Source organism: Streptosporangium sp. CA-115845 (assembly GCF_050943795.1).
Taxonomy (GTDB): domain Bacteria; phylum Actinomycetota; class Actinomycetes; order Streptosporangiales; family Streptosporangiaceae; genus Streptosporangium.
Genome location: NZ_CP191988.1, coordinates 7,811,467 through 7,830,274, shown reverse-complemented (window position 1 = coordinate 7,830,274; position 18,808 = coordinate 7,811,467). Strand labels below are relative to the sequence as shown.

General features: G+C 69.3%; 22 protein-coding genes and 1 riboswitch. Of the genes, 9 read left to right on the top strand and 13 right to left on the bottom strand.

Features of this window, described 5'->3' with window-relative positions:
• Nucleotides 1-78: 78 nt before the first annotated feature.
• The 3 genes from ACQP0P_RS37600 to ACQP0P_RS37590 form a co-directional block, all read right to left on the bottom strand.
• Nucleotides 79-606: a GNAT family N-acetyltransferase gene (locus tag ACQP0P_RS37600; protein WP_433364773.1), complete on the bottom strand. Its 528-nt coding sequence runs from the start codon at nucleotides 604-606 to the stop codon at nucleotides 79-81.
• A gap of 218 nt (nucleotides 607-824) precedes the next feature.
• The gene (katG, locus tag ACQP0P_RS37595; RefSeq protein WP_433364770.1) at nucleotides 825-3,056 is read right to left on the bottom strand and encodes a catalase/peroxidase HPI; all 2,232 of its coding nucleotides are present in this window, start codon (nucleotides 3,054-3,056) and stop codon (nucleotides 825-827) included.
• A 33-nt stretch (nucleotides 3,057-3,089) separates the two neighbouring features.
• Nucleotides 3,090-3,527, bottom strand: a complete 438-nt coding sequence (locus ACQP0P_RS37590) for a Fur family transcriptional regulator (RefSeq protein ID WP_433364767.1) — start codon at nucleotides 3,525-3,527, stop codon at nucleotides 3,090-3,092.
• A gap of 398 nt (nucleotides 3,528-3,925) precedes the next feature.
• On the opposite strand from ACQP0P_RS37590, the gene ACQP0P_RS37585 reads away from it, so the two are divergent.
• Complete coding sequence (locus ACQP0P_RS37585; protein WP_433364764.1) at nucleotides 3,926-4,378, top strand: NUDIX domain-containing protein; 453 nt, start codon at nucleotides 3,926-3,928, stop codon at nucleotides 4,376-4,378.
• Between the two features lie 117 nt (nucleotides 4,379-4,495).
• On the opposite strand, the gene ACQP0P_RS37580 is transcribed toward ACQP0P_RS37585, so the two are convergent.
• Nucleotides 4,496-4,879 (bottom strand): DUF427 domain-containing protein, encoded by a 384-nt coding sequence (locus ACQP0P_RS37580; protein ID WP_433364761.1) that lies wholly within the window; start codon nucleotides 4,877-4,879, stop codon nucleotides 4,496-4,498.
• 112 nt (nucleotides 4,880-4,991) lie between these two features.
• Between ACQP0P_RS37580 and ACQP0P_RS37575 the strand changes: the two genes are divergently transcribed.
• Both ACQP0P_RS37575 and ACQP0P_RS37570 read left to right on the top strand, forming a co-directional pair.
• A complete protein-coding gene (locus ACQP0P_RS37575; RefSeq protein WP_433364759.1) occupies nucleotides 4,992-5,126 on the top strand; it encodes a hypothetical protein in 135 nt (44 codons plus the stop codon).
• Between the two features lie 42 nt (nucleotides 5,127-5,168).
• Nucleotides 5,169-5,486 (top strand): hypothetical protein, encoded by a 318-nt coding sequence (locus ACQP0P_RS37570; RefSeq protein ID WP_433364756.1) that lies wholly within the window; start codon nucleotides 5,169-5,171, stop codon nucleotides 5,484-5,486.
• A 233-nt stretch (nucleotides 5,487-5,719) separates the two neighbouring features.
• Here ACQP0P_RS37570 and ACQP0P_RS37565 read toward each other — a convergent pair whose 3' ends face one another.
• From ACQP0P_RS37565 to ACQP0P_RS37555, 3 genes are all read right to left on the bottom strand, one after another.
• Nucleotides 5,720-6,379, bottom strand: coding sequence for a rhomboid family intramembrane serine protease (locus ACQP0P_RS37565; RefSeq protein WP_433364753.1), 660 nt, complete (start codon nucleotides 6,377-6,379; stop codon nucleotides 5,720-5,722).
• 216 nt (nucleotides 6,380-6,595) lie between these two features.
• Nucleotides 6,596-7,540, bottom strand: a complete 945-nt coding sequence (locus ACQP0P_RS37560; protein ID WP_433364750.1) for a sugar kinase — start codon at nucleotides 7,538-7,540, stop codon at nucleotides 6,596-6,598.
• A gap of 115 nt (nucleotides 7,541-7,655) precedes the next feature.
• On the bottom strand, nucleotides 7,656-8,441 hold the full coding sequence (locus ACQP0P_RS37555; protein ID WP_433364747.1) for an IclR family transcriptional regulator: 786 nt from the start codon (nucleotides 8,439-8,441) through the stop codon (nucleotides 7,656-7,658).
• A gap of 11 nt (nucleotides 8,442-8,452) precedes the next feature.
• Here ACQP0P_RS37555 and ACQP0P_RS37550 point away from each other — a divergent pair, with 11 nt between their 5' ends.
• From ACQP0P_RS37550 to ACQP0P_RS37525, 6 genes are all read left to right on the top strand, one after another.
• Entirely contained in the window at nucleotides 8,453-8,614 is a 162-nt protein-coding gene (locus ACQP0P_RS37550; protein ID WP_433364744.1) for a hypothetical protein, read from the top strand.
• The gene (locus tag ACQP0P_RS37545; protein ID WP_433364741.1) at nucleotides 8,611-9,873 is read left to right on the top strand and encodes an extracellular solute-binding protein; all 1,263 of its coding nucleotides are present in this window, start codon (nucleotides 8,611-8,613) and stop codon (nucleotides 9,871-9,873) included. The genes ACQP0P_RS37550 and ACQP0P_RS37545 overlap by 4 nt, the downstream gene beginning before the upstream one ends.
• The gene (locus ACQP0P_RS37540) at nucleotides 9,870-10,808 is read left to right on the top strand and encodes a carbohydrate ABC transporter permease (RefSeq protein WP_350964520.1); all 939 of its coding nucleotides are present in this window, start codon (nucleotides 9,870-9,872) and stop codon (nucleotides 10,806-10,808) included. Before ACQP0P_RS37545 ends, ACQP0P_RS37540 begins: the two co-directional genes overlap by 4 nt.
• Nucleotides 10,805-11,644: a carbohydrate ABC transporter permease gene (locus tag ACQP0P_RS37535; RefSeq protein WP_355552427.1), complete on the top strand. Its 840-nt coding sequence runs from the start codon at nucleotides 10,805-10,807 to the stop codon at nucleotides 11,642-11,644. Before ACQP0P_RS37540 ends, ACQP0P_RS37535 begins: the two co-directional genes overlap by 4 nt.
• A gap of 218 nt (nucleotides 11,645-11,862) precedes the next feature.
• Entirely contained in the window at nucleotides 11,863-12,609 is a 747-nt protein-coding gene (locus tag ACQP0P_RS37530; protein WP_433364737.1) for a DUF4253 domain-containing protein, read from the top strand.
• Between the two features lie 423 nt (nucleotides 12,610-13,032).
• Nucleotides 13,033-13,174: riboswitch (cyclic di-AMP (ydaO/yuaA leader) on the top strand.
• A gap of 234 nt (nucleotides 13,175-13,408) precedes the next feature.
• A complete protein-coding gene (locus ACQP0P_RS37525; RefSeq protein WP_433364734.1) occupies nucleotides 13,409-14,401 on the top strand; it encodes a hypothetical protein in 993 nt (330 codons plus the stop codon).
• 96 nt (nucleotides 14,402-14,497) lie between these two features.
• Here the strand turns inward: ACQP0P_RS37525 and ACQP0P_RS37520 are convergent, their stop codons facing one another.
• From ACQP0P_RS37520 to ACQP0P_RS37495, 6 genes are all read right to left on the bottom strand, one after another.
• Complete coding sequence (locus tag ACQP0P_RS37520) at nucleotides 14,498-14,869, bottom strand: hypothetical protein (protein WP_433364731.1); 372 nt, start codon at nucleotides 14,867-14,869, stop codon at nucleotides 14,498-14,500.
• 12 nt (nucleotides 14,870-14,881) lie between these two features.
• Nucleotides 14,882-15,268 carry a roadblock/LC7 domain-containing protein gene (locus ACQP0P_RS37515; RefSeq protein ID WP_433364728.1) on the bottom strand — a complete coding sequence of 129 codons (387 nt, stop codon included), beginning with the start codon at nucleotides 15,266-15,268 and terminating at the stop codon, nucleotides 14,882-14,884.
• Between the two features lie 61 nt (nucleotides 15,269-15,329).
• Nucleotides 15,330-16,190 carry a hypothetical protein gene (locus ACQP0P_RS37510; protein ID WP_433364725.1) on the bottom strand — a complete coding sequence of 287 codons (861 nt, stop codon included), beginning with the start codon at nucleotides 16,188-16,190 and terminating at the stop codon, nucleotides 15,330-15,332.
• Nucleotides 16,191-16,194: 4 nt separating this feature from the next.
• Nucleotides 16,195-16,575, bottom strand: a complete 381-nt coding sequence (locus ACQP0P_RS37505) for a hypothetical protein (protein WP_030911916.1) — start codon at nucleotides 16,573-16,575, stop codon at nucleotides 16,195-16,197.
• A gap of 144 nt (nucleotides 16,576-16,719) precedes the next feature.
• On the bottom strand, nucleotides 16,720-17,940 hold the full coding sequence (locus ACQP0P_RS37500; protein WP_433364722.1) for a DUF4032 domain-containing protein: 1,221 nt from the start codon (nucleotides 17,938-17,940) through the stop codon (nucleotides 16,720-16,722).
• A 95-nt stretch (nucleotides 17,941-18,035) separates the two neighbouring features.
• On the bottom strand, nucleotides 18,036-18,683 hold the full coding sequence (locus ACQP0P_RS37495) for a class II aldolase/adducin family protein (RefSeq protein WP_433364719.1): 648 nt from the start codon (nucleotides 18,681-18,683) through the stop codon (nucleotides 18,036-18,038).
• Nucleotides 18,684-18,808 lie beyond the last annotated feature (125 nt).

Below are 18,808 nucleotides of genomic sequence, written 5' to 3'. Positions count from 1 at the left end.
CGCGGTCACGCGTCCCGGCACGCCGCCGGTTGATGGGAATCGAACAGCGCCCTTCCACGGGGCGCCGAGATGAACCGGTTACCGGCGAATCCGGTACAGCACATGCCGACGCAGTGGCCCGTCGGGCACGTTCGGGTGGTCGAAGTCGGCGGCGGGGGCACGGGTCATGCCGATCCGGCGCATCACCGCCTGGGAACGCAGGTTGGTGGTGGTCGTGATGGCGACGACCTCCGGCAGTCCCAGGGTCTTGAAACCGAAGTCCAGGCAGGCCAGGGCGGCCTCGGTGGCGTAGCCGTGGCCCCACGCCGAGCGGGTCAGCCGCCAGCCGATCTCCACCCCGGTGAACGGCATGCCCTCGTCCGCCGGATCCAGGCCGGTGAAGCCGATGAACTCGCCGGTCGCCAGGACCTCCACCGCCCACCATCCGTAGCCCCGCCGGTCGAGTCCGTCCTGGAAGCGCGCGATCGAGGCGGCACTCTGCTCACGGGTCAGCAGGTCTGGGAAGTGTTCCCGGACCTCGGGATCGGCGTTCATCGCCGCCCAGGGATCCAGGTCGGAGTCCCGCCAGTGGCGGAGCAGGAGGCGATCGGTACGTAGTTCGGACATGCCGCCAAACTAATGTGATCAAGGTCGGCGGGGCGACCGATTTTGCCGGGGGACCGCCGTCCGGAGGGAGATCGTCGTGCTCGCCGCGAAAACCGTCGTCGCGGCCACCGCCGTTCTGGCCCGAGAAGCCGCCGAAGCGGCCCGGGGACGTCCAGGCCGGCCGGCACGGGCCGGCCTGGACGTCACCTGATCAGACGAGGTTGATCAGACGAGGTTGATCAGACGAGGTCGAACCGGTCCAGGTTCATCACCTTGTCCCACGCCGCGACGAAGTCGTTCACGAACTTCTCCTTCGCGTCGTCACTCGCGTAGACCTCCGCGAGCGCGCGCAGCTCGGAGTTCGACCCGAAGACGAGGTCGGCGCGGCTGCCGGTCCACTTGACCTCGCCGGTGGCGGTGTCGCGACCCTCGAAGATGTTCGCGTCCTCGGCCGTCGCCTTCCACGCCGTGCCCATGTCGAGCAGGTTGGCGAAGAAGTCGTTGGTCAGCACCCCGGGGGTCGCGGTGAGGACACCGAGCGGCGACTGCTGGTGGTTCGCGTCCAGGACGCGAAGGCCACCGACGAGGACCGTCATCTCGGGGGCGCTCAGGGTCAGCAGGTTCGCCCGGTCGACCAGCAGGAACTCGGCCGGCAGCCGGTTGCCCTTCCCGAGGTGGTTGCGGAACCCGTCAACGGTCGGCTCAAGCGCGGCGAACGACTCCACGTCGGTCTGCTCCTGCGACGCGTCCACCCGGCCCGGCCTGAACGGGACCTCGACGTCGACGCCGGCCTCCTTGGCGGCCCGCTCGACGGCCGCACCACCGGCGAGCACGATCAGGTCGGCGAGCGAGATCTGCTTGCCACCGGTCTGGGCGGCGTTGAACGCCTCGGCGATCCCCTCCAGGGTGCTCAGCACCGTCGCGAGCCGGTCGGGGTCGTTGACCTCCCACCCGTTCTGCGGCTCAAGGCGGATACGCGCGCCGTTGGCGCCGCCGCGCTTGTCGCTGCCGCGGAAGGACGAGGCCGACGCCCACGCGGTGGACACCAGCTCGGACACCGACAGGCCCGAGGCGAGGATCCGCTCCTTGAGGGAGGCGATGTCCGCGGCGTCGACGAGCTCGTAGGTCACCTCGGGGAGGGGGTCCTGCCACAGCAGCGTCTCGGTCGGGACCTCCGGGCCGAGGTAGCGCGCGACCGGGCCCATGTCGCGGTGGGTCAGCTTGAACCACGCGCGGGCGAAGGCGTCCGCGAACTCGTCGGGGTTCTCGTAGAAACGCCGCGAGATCGGGCCGTAGACCGGGTCGAACCGGAGCGCGAGGTCGCTGGTCAGCATGGACGGCGCGTGACGCTTCGACGGGTCGTGGGCGTCGGGCACCGAGTCCTGACCGGCGCCGTGCTTCGGCCGCCACTGGTGCGCGCCGGCCGGGCTCTTGGTCAGCTCCCAGTCGTAGCCGAACAGGTTCCAGAAGAAGTTGTTGGTCCACTTCGTCGGCGTCGAGGTCCAGGTGACCTCCAGACCGCTACCGATCGTGTCGCCACCCTTGCCGGTGCCGTAGGTGCTCTTCCAGCCGAGACCCTGCTGCTCGATGGGGGCGGCCTCGGGGTCGACGCCGACGTGGTCCGCCGGGCCCGCACCGTGGGTCTTGCCGAAGGTGTGACCGCCCGCGATCAGGGCGACCGTCTCCTCGTCGTTCATCGCCATCCGGCGGAACGTCTCACGGATGTCGCGGGCCGAGGCCAGCGGGTCCGGGTTGCCGTTCGGGCCCTCCGGGTTGACGTAGATCAGGCCCATCTGGACCGCGCCGAGGGGGTTCTCCAGCTCCCGGTCGCCGGTGTAGCGCTGGTCGTCGAGCCAGGTGGACTCGGGACCCCAGTAGACGTCCTCGTCGGACTCCCAGACGTCCGCACGGCCGCCGGCGAAGCCGAAGGTCTTGAAGCCCATCGTCTCCAGGGCGACGTTGCCGGCCAGGATCATGAGGTCGGCCCAGGAGAGCTTCTGCCCGTACTTCTTCTTGACCGGCCAGAGCAGGCGGCGGGCCTTGTCGAGGTTCACGTTGTCCGGCCAGCTGTTGAGCGGCGCGAAGCGCTGCTGGCCGGCCCCGGCGCCGCCGCGGCCGTCGCTGATCCGGTAGGTGCCCGCGCTGTGCCAGGCCATCCGGATCATGAACGGGCCGTAGTTGCCGTAGTCGGCCGGCCACCAGTCCTGCGAGGTGGTCAGCACCTCCGCGATGTCCTGTTTGACGGCCGCGAGGTCGAGGCTCTTGAACGCCTCGGCGTAGTCGAACTCCTCGCCGAGCGGGTTGGAGACGGCGGGGTTCTTGGCGAGGACCTTCAGGTTGAGCCGCTCCGGCCACCACTGGTGGTTTCCACCACCCTGGGTCGGGTGCGGGGCGCGCTCGTGCGCGACCGGGCAACCGCCTCCGCCCTCCGTCTTCGCGTCTACGACGATTGCGTCTTGGTTCTCAGACATGGGAATCCTTCCGAACTATGCGGATCACGGTGCTCAGGAACCGCGGGTGGTGGAACAGCCGGGGCACAGGCCCCAGTAGATGACCTCGGCCTCGTCGATCGAGAAGCCGTGGTTGTCGGACGTGGTCAGGCAGGGCGCCTCGCCGACCGCGCAGTCGACGTCGGCGACGGCACCGCAGGACCGGCACACCACGTGGTGGTGGTTGTCCCCGACACGTCCCTCGAACCGGGCCGGGCTGTCGCCTGGTTCGATACGGCGCAGGAGTCCCGCCGCGGTGAGCGCGTGGAGGGCCTCGTACACGGCTTGCAGGGAGATGTGGCCTACGCGATCGCGCACCCCGGAGGCGATCGCCTCGACGCCGAGGTGGTTACCGTCCCGGACGGTCTCGAGCAGTGCGACGCGGGCGGCCGTCACCCGCAGGCCTGCCCCGCGTAGCTCCTCGGCGGTGGTCGGAGTCCTGGGTGCGGTCATGGTGCCAAACCCTAACGTCATAAACACGAACTGTCCAAGATAACGAATAGTCCAAGTCTAGTACCGTGTCGAGCAACGTTCGTCCCGTTATTGCGTGACATGCCATCCTGATGGTGGTCTTGGGGGCGCAGCACGGTCAGGCCGTCTCGACGGCGGAACGAGCACGCGTACGCGGAATCGCGGCATCCGGCTACGCAAGATCGCCAACAGGGCGAACGCCGTCTGACGCGGCACCGGCTTTCCCACGCCCCCAAGGCGATCACGCAGTAGGGCCGTCACGTGCCGGACACGGTGCCCGGCCGCGGAGAGGCGTCGAAAGCCGAAACCGAGGTGCCATGCCGCCTTTCCCCGGTAGCGTCCGATCTTCAGGCAGGCGCCGACCCGTGGATGGACTCACCGTGAAGAAGCTGATCGTCCGGCTCTGGAGGCTCGTCAACGGCTCGCTCCAGTGGCGCATCCTCTGGCTCCGGCACGCCAAGTTCACGGTCGGTGTGACCGGGGTCGTGCGTGACGCGGACGGCAACGTGCTCCTGCTGAAGCACCGTTTCTGGCCGGAGGGCAGGCAGTGGGGGCTGCCGACCGGCTGTGCGAACAGGTCGGAGACCTTCGAGGACACGGTCTGCCGCGAGGTGCGGGAGGAGACCGGGCTGAAGGTCCGCGCGGGAGAACTCGTTCGGCTGAAGAGCGGCTACCGGCTGCGCCTGGAGGTGGCGTACGAGGCCGAGTTCATCGGTGGCACGCTCGAAATCGACGATTTCGAGATTCTGGAGGCGAGATGGTTCGCCCCGGACGAGCTGCCGGAGGAGATGCAGGAGTCACACCGTCTTCTCATCCACCGCGAGCATCTCTAGCCCCCAGGCCGCGCCTGGCGGCGGGCGGTCACCTCGATCGACGACGCCGACCACGACGGAATCTGGAAGCTCGTGGCCGGCCGGTCGTGCCCTCGGCGGGACGGGTGTCCCCGGGGCTCAGCCGGTCGTCTCTTCGACGATGGAGTCGACCCGGTCGGGATAGCAGGCGATGTGGTCCTTGATCTCGGCGACGGCCGGGTGCGGCGACGCGTAGAACCACACCGCGTCCACCGACCGCTTCCCGTCCACCGTGATGGTGTAGTAGCTCGCGTCGCCCTTGTACGGGCAGTAGGTGGCGGTGCCGGTCCGTTCCAGCAGCGAGCGGTCGACGTCGGCGATCGGGATGTACTGAACCGGCGGGTACGCCGCCTCACGCAGCGTCAGCGCCCGCCGCGAGTCGGCGACCACCCGGCCGCCCACCGAGACGACGATCCGGGCCGGATTCGCCTCGATCGTGATCGGGTGATCGGGGCCGGGCTGCAGGACGGGCTTTTCGGTCATGAGAACTCCTTTCTTCCAAAGGTAGTCCGCCGGAGCCTCGGACCGCGCTCCCGTCACCTCGGAGGTCGCCGAGGAGTGGGGACGGCTGAACGCCATACGCACGCTTCCGACGATGGACGGTCTGATCGCCGCGACGGCCAGGGTGAACGGCTGGACCCTGGTCAGCCGGAACGTCAGGGACTTCGACGGCACGGGGCTGTCCGTCGTCAACCCGTTCGACCCCGCCGAGCATCCGCCGGGCGCATAGGATCCGACAGCCGGACAACCGGGGCGAGTGCGAGGACGTGGCGTGAGTGTTGAACTTGGAGTCTGGCTCGGGGCCGAACCGATCACCGCGCAGGAGGCGCTTCGCAGGTATCTCGTCTGGAGCCGGAGCGACGCCGTCCCCGGTGAGCCGCGCCCGGAGACGGCGGCCTTCTACGAGGAGCTGACCTCGCTCTTCCCCGACCTGACCGCCGAGAACTACGCGGTCTCACCGTGGTCCGCGCCGCTGATCGTGGGGGAGGAGTTCGTGCTGATGGACGCGGTCTTCCCACGCGCCGGAGAGGTGTGCCGCGTGGTGCTGGAGCTGGCCCGGCGGCATCCTCTGGTGCTGTTCGAACCGTAGGCCCGGCGCGCGGTGTAGTACACCGCCATCAGCGTGGTCAATCCGGCGGCGATGGCCGGCGCTCTTCCCCGGCTCGCGTCCAGCGCCGCAGGATCCCTTCTCCCTTCGGGCGGTGCGCCTTCGTCGGCGGCGTCAAGATCGGCGAATTCACCCCGCCGGTCCGATAGGAGGTACGGGGTGTCCCGTCCCGTTGCGCGTTGGCCCGCTTGGCGTGAAGCCGGTGCCTCGGGCGGTCAGAGCCCGAGCTCGTCCAGTTCCTTACGCAGTGAGGTCCGGGGGTCCTGGGGCGAGGAGGCCGGGACCGGCCGGGGACGCCTGCGGTCGCGGAAGAGCCAGCCGCCCAGCACTCCGGCGAGAAAGCCGAACAGGTGGGCCTGCCAGCCGATGCCCTCCTTGGGCAGCAGCCCGGTGAACTGGTAGGAGAAGCACAGGGCGATGACCACGCCTATCACGATGTCGATCACGTGCCGGTCGAACGCGCCGCGCACCAGCACGTAGCCGAAGTAGCCGAAGAGGACGCCGCTCGCGCCCGCTCCTGTGGTCTGCGGGTCGGAGGTGAACCAGGCGCCGAGGCCGCTGACCAGGATGATCAGCCCCGTCACGCCGAGGAACTTGGCGACACCCCGGTAGGCCGACAGGAAGCCGAAGATGAACAGCGGCCCTGAGTTGGCCTGGATGTGCTCCCAGCTCCAGTGCAGGAACGGTGCCGACGCGATGTCGGGCAGGCTCGCCGGGTTCCACGGCTGCACGCCGTGCTCCCAGCTCAGCGAGTAGTCCGACGCCCAGTTGGCAATCTGCATCACCCAGATGAAGGCCAGGAACCCGACCATCACCCAGAACGCCTTGCGCACCTCGGCGATCATGATCTCGGCCGTACCGCCTTTGGCCTCCACCGGTTCCTCCCCAGCTGTCCGCGTCTCGTCTGAGGGATAAGTGTTGGGGGGAAATATTACAGATATGGCAGTGGGCTGCGGCCATTCCCGAGCCGCATGTCCTGCCCGTTAACGGTCGGGTGTCGCCTGCCGCGCCAGGTCATCCGCGAGTGCCGCGGCCTGCTCTCCGCGCCGTGACAGCCGGACGGCGTCGGCCACGGTCAGCGTCGGCCACGGTCAGCGGCTGACCCCGTCGGACGGGCGGAGCAGGTCGAGGTCGGCGCGGCGGGGGAGGCTCTCCCAGTCGCCGTCGGCGGTCACCGCGAAGGCCCCGGCGGCGGAGGCGGTGGCGAGGCGTCGCTCGGAGGTCGCCCCGGCGAGGGTCTCGGCGATCCAGCCGGCGGCGAAGGCGTCCCCGGCGCCCACCGGGTCGAGCTCGACGACCCGGTGGGGCTCCGCGTGCCGTACGGCGCCGTCGGAGAGCTCGATCGCGCCGAGGGCGCCGCGCTTGATGAGGACGTGGCGCGGGCCGAGGTCCGACAGGGCGTGGGCCAGGGTGAGCGGGGCGTCGCCCTCGACGACCAGCCTGGCCTCGGCCTCGGTGGCGAACAGGACGTCCACGGCGGCGACGGTCTCGCGCAGCGTGGCGGACGCCTCGGCGGGCGTCCACAGGGCCCGGCGGTAGTTGATGTCCATCGACACGGTCGCGCCCGCGTCGCGGGCCTCGACGATCGCGGCCCGCACCGCCTCGGCGGCCGACGCCGACAGCGCGAGGGTGATACCGGTGACGTGCAGCACGCGTGCCGAGCGGATCAGCGAGACGTCCAGGTCGGCGGGGCGGAGCCGGGATCCGGCGCTCGCCGAGCGGTAGTAGCGCACGTCGACCACCTCGGACGTGCGTCTGCTCTTGATCATCAGGCCGGTGGGCGCCTCGGGATCGACCAGCATCCCCCGTATGTCGACGCCTTCGCCGGCCAGCGTCGAGCGGAGCAGTTCCCCGAACTCGTCGGCGCCCACCCTGCCGATCCAGGCCGCGCGCCCGCCGAGGCGGCAGACGCCGATGGCCACGTTGGACTCCGCGCCACCCACGCCGAGCCCGAAGTCGCGGGCGTGCCTGAGCGGGCCGGTACGCCGCGCGCTGAACAGCGCCATGCTCTCGCCGAGCGTTACCAGGTCGGTCATGGGAGAGGAGTCGTCCTTAGAGCTCGTGCTGGTTTCGCCGGTCAACGGGGCGTGCCGGTGGTGAGGTCGACACCGGTCTTGGCGTCGGCGGGCGGACCGTGTCCGGTTTCGCCGGTCACCGGGTCGCCCCGAGCTTCCTGGAGATGCGCAGGGCCGTCTCGGCCACCAGGGGTCCCAGCTCTCGTACCCTCGTGGCGGTGATCCGGGAGGTGAGGCCCGAGATGGAGATCGCCGAGATGGCGACGTCGTTGTGGTTGAAGATCGGCGCCGCGACGCAGCGCACCTCGGGCTCGTTCTCCCGGTCGTCGACCGAGTAGCCCCGCTGCCGGATCCGGCTCAGCTCGGTACGGAGGCGCGCGGCGTCGGTGATGGTGTGCCGGGTGACGTGCGGCAGCCCGGCGGCCACGATCTCCTCGACCGCCTCCTCCGGCTGCCAGGCGAGGATCGCCTTGCCCACGGCGGTGCGGTAGACGGGAGCGCGGCTGCCGATGCGCGAGGCCATGCGCACGTTGGTCTCGTTCTCGACCTTGTCGATGTAGACCACGTCGGGCGGGTCGTAGACCACGAGATGGACGGTCTCCCTGGCCTCCGTCATCAGCCGGTGCGACTCCTCGGCGGCCACGGTCCGCAGGTCGAGCGTGGCCAGGTAGGCCTGCCCGAGGTGGAGGGCGCCGTTCCCCAGCCGGTAGGCGCCGCTCCTGCGGTCGCGTTCCAGCAGCCTGGCCTCGATGAGCGGGGTGGCCAGCCGGAGCACAGTGCTCTTGGACATGCCGAGCGCCTCGGCGAGCCGGGTGAGCGACAGGCCGTGGCCCGCGCCCGCGTGGTCGCGTACGTGCGCGAGGACGGCGAGGGCACGCCGGAGCGAGGCCGACTGGTTGCGTTCCGGGGCGGGCTCACTCATCACGGCTTTCCATGGTGCTCTGGCAGATCGAATACCAGGTCAAGATAGGCGAGCACACCACCTCACGCCAGCTTGCAGCACAACCTTCTGCACTGCACAACAAATCGATGATCCGCTTCCCGTGGCGGACGGGGCTTTCTAGGGTCTGCCGCCAACAGGAGGAGGCGCTTTGAAATTCCTGAACATGGCCGTGGCGGGTGTGGCCCTGCTGGCCCTCGCCGCGTGCGCGCCGTCCACCGCCCCGTCGGCGGGCGGCGGCGACGAGAAGTCCGGAACCCTGCGGGTCTGGCTCTTCGACGAGCCCAACCGTGCTCCCAAGGAGAAGGTGGTGGAAGAGGCGATCAAAGAGTTCAGCGCGGCCAACGCGGGGGTGAAGGTCGAGGTCACCTACATCCCGACGACGCCGGCCCGGCACGAGAAGTTCAAGGGCGCGTTCAACGACCCGGCCAGCGCCCCCGACGTCGCCGAGTACGGCAACACCGACCTGGCCGAGTACGCCGCCGCGGGCGGCTTCGCCGACCTGAGCGCCGACCTCGCGAGCTGGCCGGAGGGCAAGGACGTCGGCACGGACCTGCTCGGGTCCGCGACCGTCGACGGCAAGGTCTACGGCCTGCCGTGGTACATCGGCATCCGGGCCCTCTACTACCGCACCGACGTCTTCGGGGAACTCGGCCTCAAGCCGCCCACGACGATCAAGGCCCTGACCGAGACCGCCCGCGAGATCCGTAAGAAGAAGCCCGACCTGTACGGCGTCGCCGTCGGAGGGGAGTACACCTTCGGCGCGCTGCCCTTCGTCTGGGACGCCGGAGGCGACATCGAGAGCCTTGACGGCGACGCCGCCCGCAAGGGTGTGCAGAGCTACACCGACCTGCTCAAGGACGACAACTGCCCGCCGCAGGCGTGTGCGAGCCTCACCGGCGGCAAGACCGTCGAACTGTTCGCCAGTGGCAAGGCCGCGATGGGCATCCTGGGCAACTTCAGCAGGTCCGCGGTGGACGCGGGCGCGGCGGCGGGCAAGTACGCGGTGGTGCCGCTGCCGGGCACCGAGGAGGGGACGATCGCCCCCGCCTTCTCCGGTGGCAACAACCTCGGCGTCATGAAGAACAGCGGGCACCGCTCGCTGGCTGTCAAGTTCGTCCAGCTGCTGGGTGGCAAGACCTACCAGACCAAGATGTACGAGGCCATGGGTAACCTGCCCACCCTGACCTCCGCGCGGGACGAGCTCGCGGCCTCGGACCCCTTCCTCAAGCCGTTCCTCGACACCGTCGCGGCGGGCACCCGCTTCGTGCCGATCGACCCGGCCTGGGTGAAGATCGACAACCAGAAGGTCATCCCGACCATGCTGCAGAAGATCGCCACGGGGCAGTCCACAGTCGAGCAGGCCACCGAGGAGGCCGCCGCGGCGGTGAAGGCGGCGTTCGGCCGGTCATGACCACCGCCACCACGACGACGGCGGGCTCCGGGGCCGGGGTCCGCCGGGCGGTGCCGCGCCCCGGCGGCGGGCTCAGGCCGTGGCTCTACCTGCTGCCCTCTGCTGCCGTGCTGCTGCCGCTCTTCGGCTACCCGATCTACATGCTCGGCCTGCTGTCGGTGTTCGACTACCGGCAGGCCCAGGTCAGCGGGGGAGAGCCGACGAGGTTCATCGGTTTCGAGAACTACGCCACGCTCCTGGGCGACCAGCGCTTCTGGTCGGTGCTGGCGCAGACCCTGGTGTTCGCCGCGGCCCTGGTGGTCGCGACGCTGGCCGTCGGCGCGACCCTCGCCGTCGTGCTCACCAGGGCGGGCCGGGTGCCCCGGCTGCTGCTGTCGCTGGCGGCCATGGCTGCCTGGGCCGCGCCCGCCATGACCGGCTCGACGGTCTGGATGTTCCTCTTCGACGCCGACCTGGGCCTGGTCAACCAGGTCCTGGGCATCGAGGGCTATAACTGGTTCTACGACAAATGGGTGACCTTCGGGGTCGTCGGTGCCACGGTGGTCTGGCACTCCTTCCCATTCGTCATGGTGACCCTCTACGCCGGGATCCAGGCCATTCCGGTCTCCGTCCTGGAGGCGGCGGCCCTGGACGGCGCCTCCGCGTGGAACTCGTTCTGGCGGATCATCGTGCCGATGCTGCGGCCGCTGATCACGATCGTGGTCATTCAGTCGATCATCTGGGACTTCAAGATCTTCACGCAGATCTATGTGATGACCAACGGCGGCGGCATAGCGGGGCAGAACTCGGTGCTCAACGTCTACGCCTACCAGACGGCCTTCGGCTCGTCGGAGTACGGGCTTGGCGCGGCGATCGGCGTCGTCATGACCCTGATCCTGCTCACGGTCACCCTCTTCTACATCCGTGCCCTCTACCGTACGGGGGAGAAGCTGTGAGCAGGTCCCGCCTGGTCGCCAACGCCGTGGCGCTGGTCACCGCGTTCGTCACCTTCTTCCCGATCTACTGGATGGTGCTCTCCGCGCTCAAGCCCGCCGGGGAGATCCAGTCACTCCAGGTGCGCCCGTGGACCCTGGCACCCACCTTCGAGCACTTCCGGCGGGTGCTCGGCGGCGAGAACTTCGGCCGCTACCTTCTCAACAGCCTGGGTGTCGCCCTGACCGTCGTCGTCCTGTCCGCGCTGGTGGCCTTTCTCGCCGCGGTCGCGGTGACCCGGTTCCGCTTCCGGTTCCGTACCACCGTGCTGATCATGTTCCTGGTGGCGCAGATGGTGCCGGTGGAGGCGCTCACCATCCCGCTGTTCTTCCTCGTCCGCGACCTCGGCGGGGTGGTGCCCGGCGTGGGCCTCAACACCCTGGGCTCGCTCGTCCTGGTCCACCTGGCGTTCTCGCTGCCGTTCGCCGTCTGGATGATGAGGGGGTTCGTGGCCGCGGTGCCCGAGACGCTGGAGGAGGCCGCGATGATCGACGGCGCGAGCCGGCCGGTGATCCTGTGGCGGATCCTCTTTCCCCTCGTCGCGCCGGGACTGGTCGCCACGAGCGTCTTCTCGTTCATCACCGCCTGGAACGACTTCATCTTCGCCAGGACCTTCATCATCTCGGCCAGGGACAACCAGACGCTGCCCTCGGCCCTGCTGGTCTTCTTCAAGCCCGACGAGAACGACTGGGGCGGCATCATGGCGGCCTCGACGCTGATGACCGTTCCTGTGCTGATCTTCTTCGTGGCCGTCCAGCGCAGGCTGGTGGCCGGGCTGGGCGGGGCGGTGAAGGACTGACACCCGCCAGGCTCCGTTCTCCTCTGTACCGATAATTTTTGCCTGGACCAGGGCAGAACTGTCCCTTGGGATGGTTGACAGGCCAAAATTGGTCCGTGGTCAGGATCGGATCGGTAGGAATGAGCGATTGCGAGGGTGGGAGGCTTCCGCCAGTTCTGGGCCAGTTGTTCGCTGACGGGGCCGACGGGAGCAGCGGGAGTGAGGGCCGGAGGCTCTCGGTGGACCTGCCACCGGGTGACGTGGTGTGGCCCGACCCCGGTTACGCTCAGCTCTCCTTCCGTCGCCGTCCGGCGTTCTGGCTCAGCGAGGTGGCCGTCTCAGGTGAGTACTGGGCACGGCTGCGGGCGCAGCACGGGCACTCCGGCCTGTGGCCGGTGCTGCTGGAGGACTCGATGCAGCCCTGGTCGGCCGGTCAGATCGCCCCGGACACCGCCGTCGAGATCGACAACTACCACGCCGCCGCGTTCATGGCCGAGGTCTGGTCGGACTGGATCGCCAAGGCGCACATCGACCAGCTCGAAATCCTCGACCCCTTCGGGGTCGAATGTCCAGGTCCGGCCCCGGCGGGAAGGCTCGCCGCCGATCCCGGCGTGGTCGCCGACTGGTACGCCGGCCTGGTGGCCGAGCGCAGGACCCCGCTCGGACTGGTCGCGGTCGAGCGCGGGGCCGACGCCCTCGCCGTCATGGGCTGGCAGGGCGCCCTGAACCACAACGAGTGGATGGTCCCGCTCGCGGCGGTGGTACGGAGCTGGGAGGACAGGTTCGGGGTGCGGCTGGTCGGGATGGGGTTCAACACCCTCGACCTCAGCGTCGCCGCGCCCCCGACGACCTCGGAGCACGCCCTGCACGTCGCCGCGGAGCACTGGACGTTCTGCCCCGACAGCATCATCCAGGGCGCGGGGAACCTCATCGACTACGCCGAGCAGATCAAGGGCAGGAACGCCTGGTCGTTCTGGTGGGACTGAGTTCGCCCGGCGCGGATTCCCGGGAGTGCCCGCCGTCGGAGCCGGAGCCGGAGCCGGAGCCGGAGCCGGAGCCGGAGCCGGAGGCTGGGGGGCGGGGAGTGCGGAGGGGCGGATCCGTGGGTGCGGGGAGGCTTCGGGGGCAGAGGTCGCAGGGCGTGGACTCCCCGTGCGCGTGGGCTTCTCGCGAATGTGGATGGGCCTCGGGTGCGGGCTTCCGGGGGGCGAAGTCCGAGATCGGGAAGATGTTCTCGCTGGTAGGGCGGCTGTTGGCCTGGCGGGGTTCCCGATGGGACTTTCTTTGGGGTAGTAGGTAGATCTTCTGGGGTTTTCATGGCATTTGCTTTGCTTTGTCCGATTTCGGTGGGTAGTGTCCACGGATATCGGTTGGCGACCTGCCCTTCACAAGAGGGAGCGGCCGGCCGACGTCGAATCCCGCCGGGCCCGCAGGGTCCAGGGAGCCGGGGAACCACTTTCCCGGGGTGAATCCGCCGCGAACGTGCGGCGGTAGGGCAACTCCATCGCCCGAACCCGTCAGCTAACCCGGTAGACGAGCTGGAGAGGAGATCCCCCTCATGGATCACCGCGTCACCGCGTCGGTGCCCGCCCTGCCCGTGCCGACCACCTGAACTTTCCTCATATCTCCGTCGCCGCGCCTGAGCGCGGCACCTGGACTGTGCTCCGCGTAGCGATCCGCTGATCTCGCCACGCCGCTTTTCCGAAGAGCGCGTCCCCGCCAGTGCACCCCTTGCCGTGTGTCGCAGCTGGCTGTCCCGTTCCCTCGTGAAAGAGCCACTTTTTCATGCGTCTCCCCTTTGACCTGCCCAAGAACAGCCTGCCCAAGAACCTCCTGTACAAGAACCGTCTCACCACCGCCGCCCTCGTCGGTGCGAGCGTGCTCGTCTCCGGCGGCGTCGCCTCCGCGCTGCCCGCCTCCCCCGCCATCGCCGCCCCCATCGCCGCCCCCGCCGCCCCCGCCGCCTCCCCCGGCGCGGACACCGAGGTGGCCGCCAACGAGGTCGTGCTCCTCCAGGGCTCGACCAGGGCCTCCTACTTCTGGGACGACTCCTCGGGCCGGGCCGGTGACACCGGTCTGCCGGCCAGTGGCAAGCCGATGCAGAAGGGCATGATCGCCAGCCCGAGCTGGCCCCTGTTCACCGAGGGCTACGTCGTCTACAAGGGCAAGAAGGCCAAGTTCTTCGTCGGTGACCGCGGTCCCGGCGTGCCCTCCAACGTGGGCGTCATGATCGACCTTGACGCCAAGACCTTCGCCGATCTGACCGGTGGCCGGTTCAACTCCGCCACGCTCGGTGTGGACGGCAACGGCGGCATGGGCCACATCAACGTCAAGTACGTGGTCACCAAGTGGGGTGACGGCGTGGGCAAGAAGAACCACCCCGTGGCGTTCTCCACCGGTGCCTGGCGTTACCGGGACGCGAACCCGGCGAAGCCTCCGCAGACGGTCCTGGTCAAGGCCGAGCAGTCCAAGAAGGCTGTGAAGACCCAGCAGGCGATCCAGACGTTCGCCAAGCCCAAGATCATGTCCGAACCCCTCATCGCGCCCGGGGCGATCATCGCCGCCAAGCCGGTCGCCCTGTCCGGCGCCGACACCAAGGCGGCCGAGCAGGGTGTCCGGGACCTGGGCGCCAACGCCCCGGTGGCGGCCGCGACCTCGGCCGCTCCCTCCGCCACCACGGCCGCCACCCTGGCCCTGGCGGGAGTGCTCGCCGCGGGTGGTGCCACCTACCTGGTCACCGGCCGTCTCCGTCGCAGGGCGGTCGCTGAGGAGAGCTGAGGCCCGGCGCGATCTCCGGCCACCCCGCACCGGCGCGATCGATGAGCTCCTGCCGCGGCCCGTGCCCTTTCTGAAAGGGCACGGGCCGCGGCAGTATCAGACCTCGAGCCGCTCCTCGATGCCGCGCAGGATGTGCCGCGCGAGCGCGAGGTTGGCCCGGTTCCGGTCGAGGGCCATGTAGATGAACAGGCCTTTGCCGCTCCGGCCGGAGAGCGGGCGGATCACGTGGTACTGCGTGCCGAGCGTGATGAGGATGTCCTCGATGCCGTCCTTGAGGCCGAGCGACTCCATGGTCCGCATCTTGGCCTTGACGACCTCGGTGTTACCCGCGGCCGCCACCTGGAGGTCGAGATCCTTGGAACCGCCGAGCGCGCCCAGCGCCATCCCGCTGTTGTAGTCGACGATGACCGCGCCGACGGCGCCGTCGATCGCCATCATCTCCTTGAGAGAGATGTCCATGTTGCCCATTTCTGTCTCCGATCACTGGGTTATCGATATGCGCGAGGTGATGGCGGCCAGTCTGGCCGCCGTCTTGCGACCCTCCAGCCGGAGCAGCCCGAGGTTGGTCCCCGGGCGTGCCAGGACTGTGAGGACGATCTTGGGTCCGGCGGCGTAGCAGGCCGCGTAGCCGTTGGTGCCGGAGATCAGCGTCTCCTCGAAGGTGCCCTTGCCGGCCATGCCCGTCATCCGGCGGCTGAGGGCCAGGAGCGCGGAGGAGAGCGCGCCGGTCTGCTCGGCGGCGGTGTCGCGGCCCAGATCGCTGGCCAGGGTCAGGCCGTCGACGCTGCACACGATGCTCCCGTCCACGTCGGGGATGCGCTCTCGCAGCAGCGCCATCTCCTGGCGTATCTCCTCACGCAGTTCCACCGGCACCCTCCTTCCGATCAGCTTCAGCGTCCGCAGCCTTATCGGCGGCATCGAACCAGGCTCAAGTCAGTGCCTCCAATGCGTTCCTGAGCCGGATGAGCAGGTTGACGTCGGTCGGGTCCCCGGTGGCTCCGGGGAGCGACGCAGGCGTCGCCAGGGAGCCCGTTCCGGCTGCCGGGATCTCCGTGGCACCCCTCGTCCGTCTCGGCAGCGGGTCCTGCGCGGCGGGTTCCGGGACGCGCAGCAGCCCACGGGAGGCGAGCTGCCGTACGGCGAGCAGCACCGAGTACGCCGGGCGGCCCAGCTTGCGTGCCAGGTCGGCCGGGGTCGCCGTGGAGTCGGCGCCGACCAGCACCTCCCACTGCAGCGAGCTCAGCACCACCCGCTGGGCGGCGATGCGCCTGCGCGGGACGACCGGGAGCGTGTCCAGCTCCGCGGACGGCCAGGTCTGTTCCAACTGCGCCTTCCTCCGCTTGCACTCCCGGAGCAGACCGGCCGCGTCGAAGTACCAGTGCGGTCCGAGCCAGTGCCGCTCTCCCCGTCGGAACCTGGGCCGGTGCCCGGTCGACTCCAGCAGGAAGTAGCCGGCGTCGAGCACCGTGCTCAGCACGCAGAACTCCAGCTCGCCCCTGGTGAGCAGACCCTGGGCGAGGAGCCGGTCGCCTCCGAGGATCTGCGGGGCGGCGAACGGCGGCTCGCCGCCCCGCAGATCCTCGGTCGCGGACTGCCTGGCCTGTCGTACGGCGTGGGTGGAGATCCCGCGGCAGGCCGCCAGCAGGTCCTCCAGCCGGGGGGCCGCCGCGCTCTCGGCGTAGGTCACGCGGCCGTCGGTGAGATAGATGGCGCCCGCCTTGCCGAGGCGGAGCGAGCCGGTGGCGCGATCACTGGCGAGCCCACTGAGGATGATCTCGACGCTCGGCACGGCTTCACGTCGATATCAGGCGGCCGGAAAGGGCCTGGAGGCGGTGGCGGGCCAGTGCCAGGTTCGACCGTTCCAGGTCGAGCCTGACATAAATGACCAGTGGGCCGTCGAAAAGCGTTTCCAACGGCCGCAGCAAATGGTGGCCGCCGTCCGTGGTTATGATCATGTCGTCGATCCGGACGGTGCCGCCCGGTGCGGTGACGGCGAGTCCGTCCAGCGTCGCGCGCAGGGTCTCGCTCAGTCCCGCGGCCGATCGCTCCACGTCACCGTGGCGGCTCGCGCCGCCGGTCGCCACGACCGTCCCGCTGGTCTGATCGATGAGGATCGCGTCCAGGGCACCGGGGATGGCCATTACCTCAGTGAGGCAGTCTTCGATTCCGAGCACGTGCTCTCCCTTGCCGGCGACTTCAGGCGTCGCCCGGTCAGCGTAGGGAAAGCCCTCGGGATTCGTCCTTTCCAGCCAGGGCCTTGATAGGAAAAAGCGTAGGATTCACCAACCGAGTAGGAAGATATACACCCCGGGTGGAAATCAACCCGTTGGTTGGTCGGTGATAATCGCCTTTTCGTCCGGCTTGAAAACAAGAATGTTCTTCACGTAGGAATTCGCCGCGGCGGGCAGGCCGACGTCGTTCCCGGCCTTCTCCGACAGGAACCAGCGGTGGTCGAGCACCTCGTGGAAGAACTGGGCGGGCTCCAGCTTGCCGCGCAGATTCTGCGGGACGGCCTCCACCGTGGGCTGGAAGACCTCGGCCAGCCAGCGGTGGGCCACGATCGCCTCGTCCTCGTGGCGCAGGCCGTACGACACACGGAAGCAGTCGAGGTCGTTGAGGAGCCGCCTGGCCTGGTTCTCCTCCACGTCCAGGCCGGTGAGCCGCAGCAGCCTGCGCTGGTGGTGCCCGGCGTCCACCACCTTGGGGCGGACGATCAGCCGCCCGGTGCCCGCCTTGCGGCGGATCATCATCTCGGCGACGTCGAAGCCCAGCGAGTTCAGCCGGCGGATCCGCTGGTCGATCATGTGCCAGTCGACCTCCTCGATGATGTCGTCGGAGGTGAGCTCGCCCCAGAGGCGGTGGTAGCGCTCGCAGATGGAGTCGGCGACCTGTTCGGGGTCGATGGAGGAGTGCAGCAACCCGCCCGCCTCCAGGTCGAGCATCTCGCCGAAGATGTTGGTGTGCGCCACCTCGATGTCGTACAGCCGCTGGCCCTCACTGATCATGGGATGCAGCTCACCGGTCTCGGCGTCGACGAGGTAGGCGGCGAAGGAGCCCGCGTCCCGGCGGAACAGGACGTTCGACAGTGAGCAGTCGCCCCAGTAGAAGCCGCTGAGGTGCAGCCGTACCAGCAGCACGGCCAGGGCGTCGAGCAGCCGGTTGAGCGTCTCGGGGCGGACCGTTCCGGACATGACCGCCCGGTAGGGCAGCGAGAACTGCAGGTGCTGGGTGATGAGCGCCGAGTCGAGCGGCTCACCGGCGGCGTCGGTCCGCCCGGTGACCACGGCCACCGGCTCCACCGACGGGGTGTCCATCCGGCTCAGGTCCCACAGCAGGCGGTACTCGCGCTTGGCGTAGTACTCGCTGATCTCCTTGATCGCATAGACCTTGCCGGAAAGGCGGGCGAAGCGCACCACGTGCCGGGAGATGCCGCGGGGCAGGGAGACCAGGCGGTGCTCGGGCCAGTCCTCCAGCGGGACGTCCCAGGGCAGGCGGATGAGGTCCGGATCGCTCGGGGCGCCGGTGAGCTGGAGAGGCATCGGGTCAGTCCTCGCGAAGGGGGGTACGGGGCGGGGCCGCGTCGCGCTCGGTCCTCGCGACGAGGGTGTACGGGCGGCGGGCGGTCGTGTCGCGGTCAGTTCCCGCGGCGGGGGAACGTGGGCGGATCGAAGGCGCGCCGGACCACCGCGGCGAGCTGTTCCTCGGTGAGCACGCGGGGCTCGCCGACGCCCTTGGCCCGCACGTAGACCTCGCAGAGCCACTCCAGCAGCCTGGTCGCCTCGAAGGCGGAGTCCAGGTCGTCGCCGATCGTGACCCCGCCGTGGTTGGCCAGCAGCGCCGCGCGCCTGTCCGCCAGCGCGGCCCGGACGGAGGCGGCGAGCTCGGGGGTGCCGTAGGTGGCGTATTCGGCGACGCGGACGGTCCCGCCGAGCAGCAGGGCGTTGTAGTGGATGGGCGGCAGCTCGCTCATGGTCGTGGCGACCACGGTGCCGAAGACGGAGTGGGTGTGCACGATCGCGCCGGCGTCGGTGGTCGTATAGACCGCCAGGTGCATGGGAGTCTCCGAGGACGGCCGCAGGTCGCCCTCGACGAGGTGGCCCTCGACGTCGACGATCGGGCAGGCCTCGGGTTCCAGCCGGTCGAGGGAGACGCCGCTGGGCGTCACGGCGACGAGTTCGCCCGCGCGCACGCTGAGATTTCCCGCGGTTCCGACGACCAGTCCGGTCGTGGCGGCTCGGCGACCGTACTCACACAGCAGGCGGCGCTGCTCGGCCAGCAACATGCCGTCAAAAGTAGGGGCTTGCGGTACCGGGCGGCAAACCCTCATTATCTGGTCTAGACCGGTTGTCGCCCCTTGGCTGCCGGCGAGCACGGTTCCTTTATCTCCCTGGCAGTGGTCGCGTCAAT

Coding starts and splice junctions, on each gene's coding strand:
- ACQP0P_RS37600 (WP_433364773.1), bottom strand. CDS start 606: ATGTCCGAACTACGTACCGATCGCCTCCTGCTCCGCCACTGGCGGGAC.
- katG (WP_433364770.1), bottom strand. CDS start 3,056: ATGTCTGAGAACCAAGACGCAATCGTCGTAGACGCGAAGACGGAGGGC.
- ACQP0P_RS37590 (WP_433364767.1), bottom strand. CDS start 3,527: ATGACCGCACCCAGGACTCCGACCACCGCCGAGGAGCTACGCGGGGCA.
- ACQP0P_RS37580 (WP_433364761.1), bottom strand. CDS start 4,879: ATGACCGAAAAGCCCGTCCTGCAGCCCGGCCCCGATCACCCGATCACG.
- ACQP0P_RS37575 (WP_433364759.1), top strand. CDS start 4,992: ATGGACGGTCTGATCGCCGCGACGGCCAGGGTGAACGGCTGGACCCTG.
- ACQP0P_RS37560 (WP_433364750.1), bottom strand. CDS start 7,540: ATGACCGACCTGGTAACGCTCGGCGAGAGCATGGCGCTGTTCAGCGCG.
- ACQP0P_RS37555 (WP_433364747.1), bottom strand. CDS start 8,441: ATGAGTGAGCCCGCCCCGGAACGCAACCAGTCGGCCTCGCTCCGGCGT.
- ACQP0P_RS37550 (WP_433364744.1), top strand. CDS start 8,453: ATGGTGCTCTGGCAGATCGAATACCAGGTCAAGATAGGCGAGCACACC.
- ACQP0P_RS37540 (WP_350964520.1), top strand. CDS start 9,870: ATGACCACCGCCACCACGACGACGGCGGGCTCCGGGGCCGGGGTCCGC.
- ACQP0P_RS37525 (WP_433364734.1), top strand. CDS start 13,409: ATGCGTCTCCCCTTTGACCTGCCCAAGAACAGCCTGCCCAAGAACCTC.
- ACQP0P_RS37520 (WP_433364731.1), bottom strand. CDS start 14,869: ATGGGCAACATGGACATCTCTCTCAAGGAGATGATGGCGATCGACGGC.
- ACQP0P_RS37500 (WP_433364722.1), bottom strand. CDS start 17,940: ATGCCTCTCCAGCTCACCGGCGCCCCGAGCGATCCGGACCTCATCCGC.
- ACQP0P_RS37495 (WP_433364719.1), bottom strand. CDS start 18,683: ATGTTGCTGGCCGAGCAGCGCCGCCTGCTGTGTGAGTACGGTCGCCGA.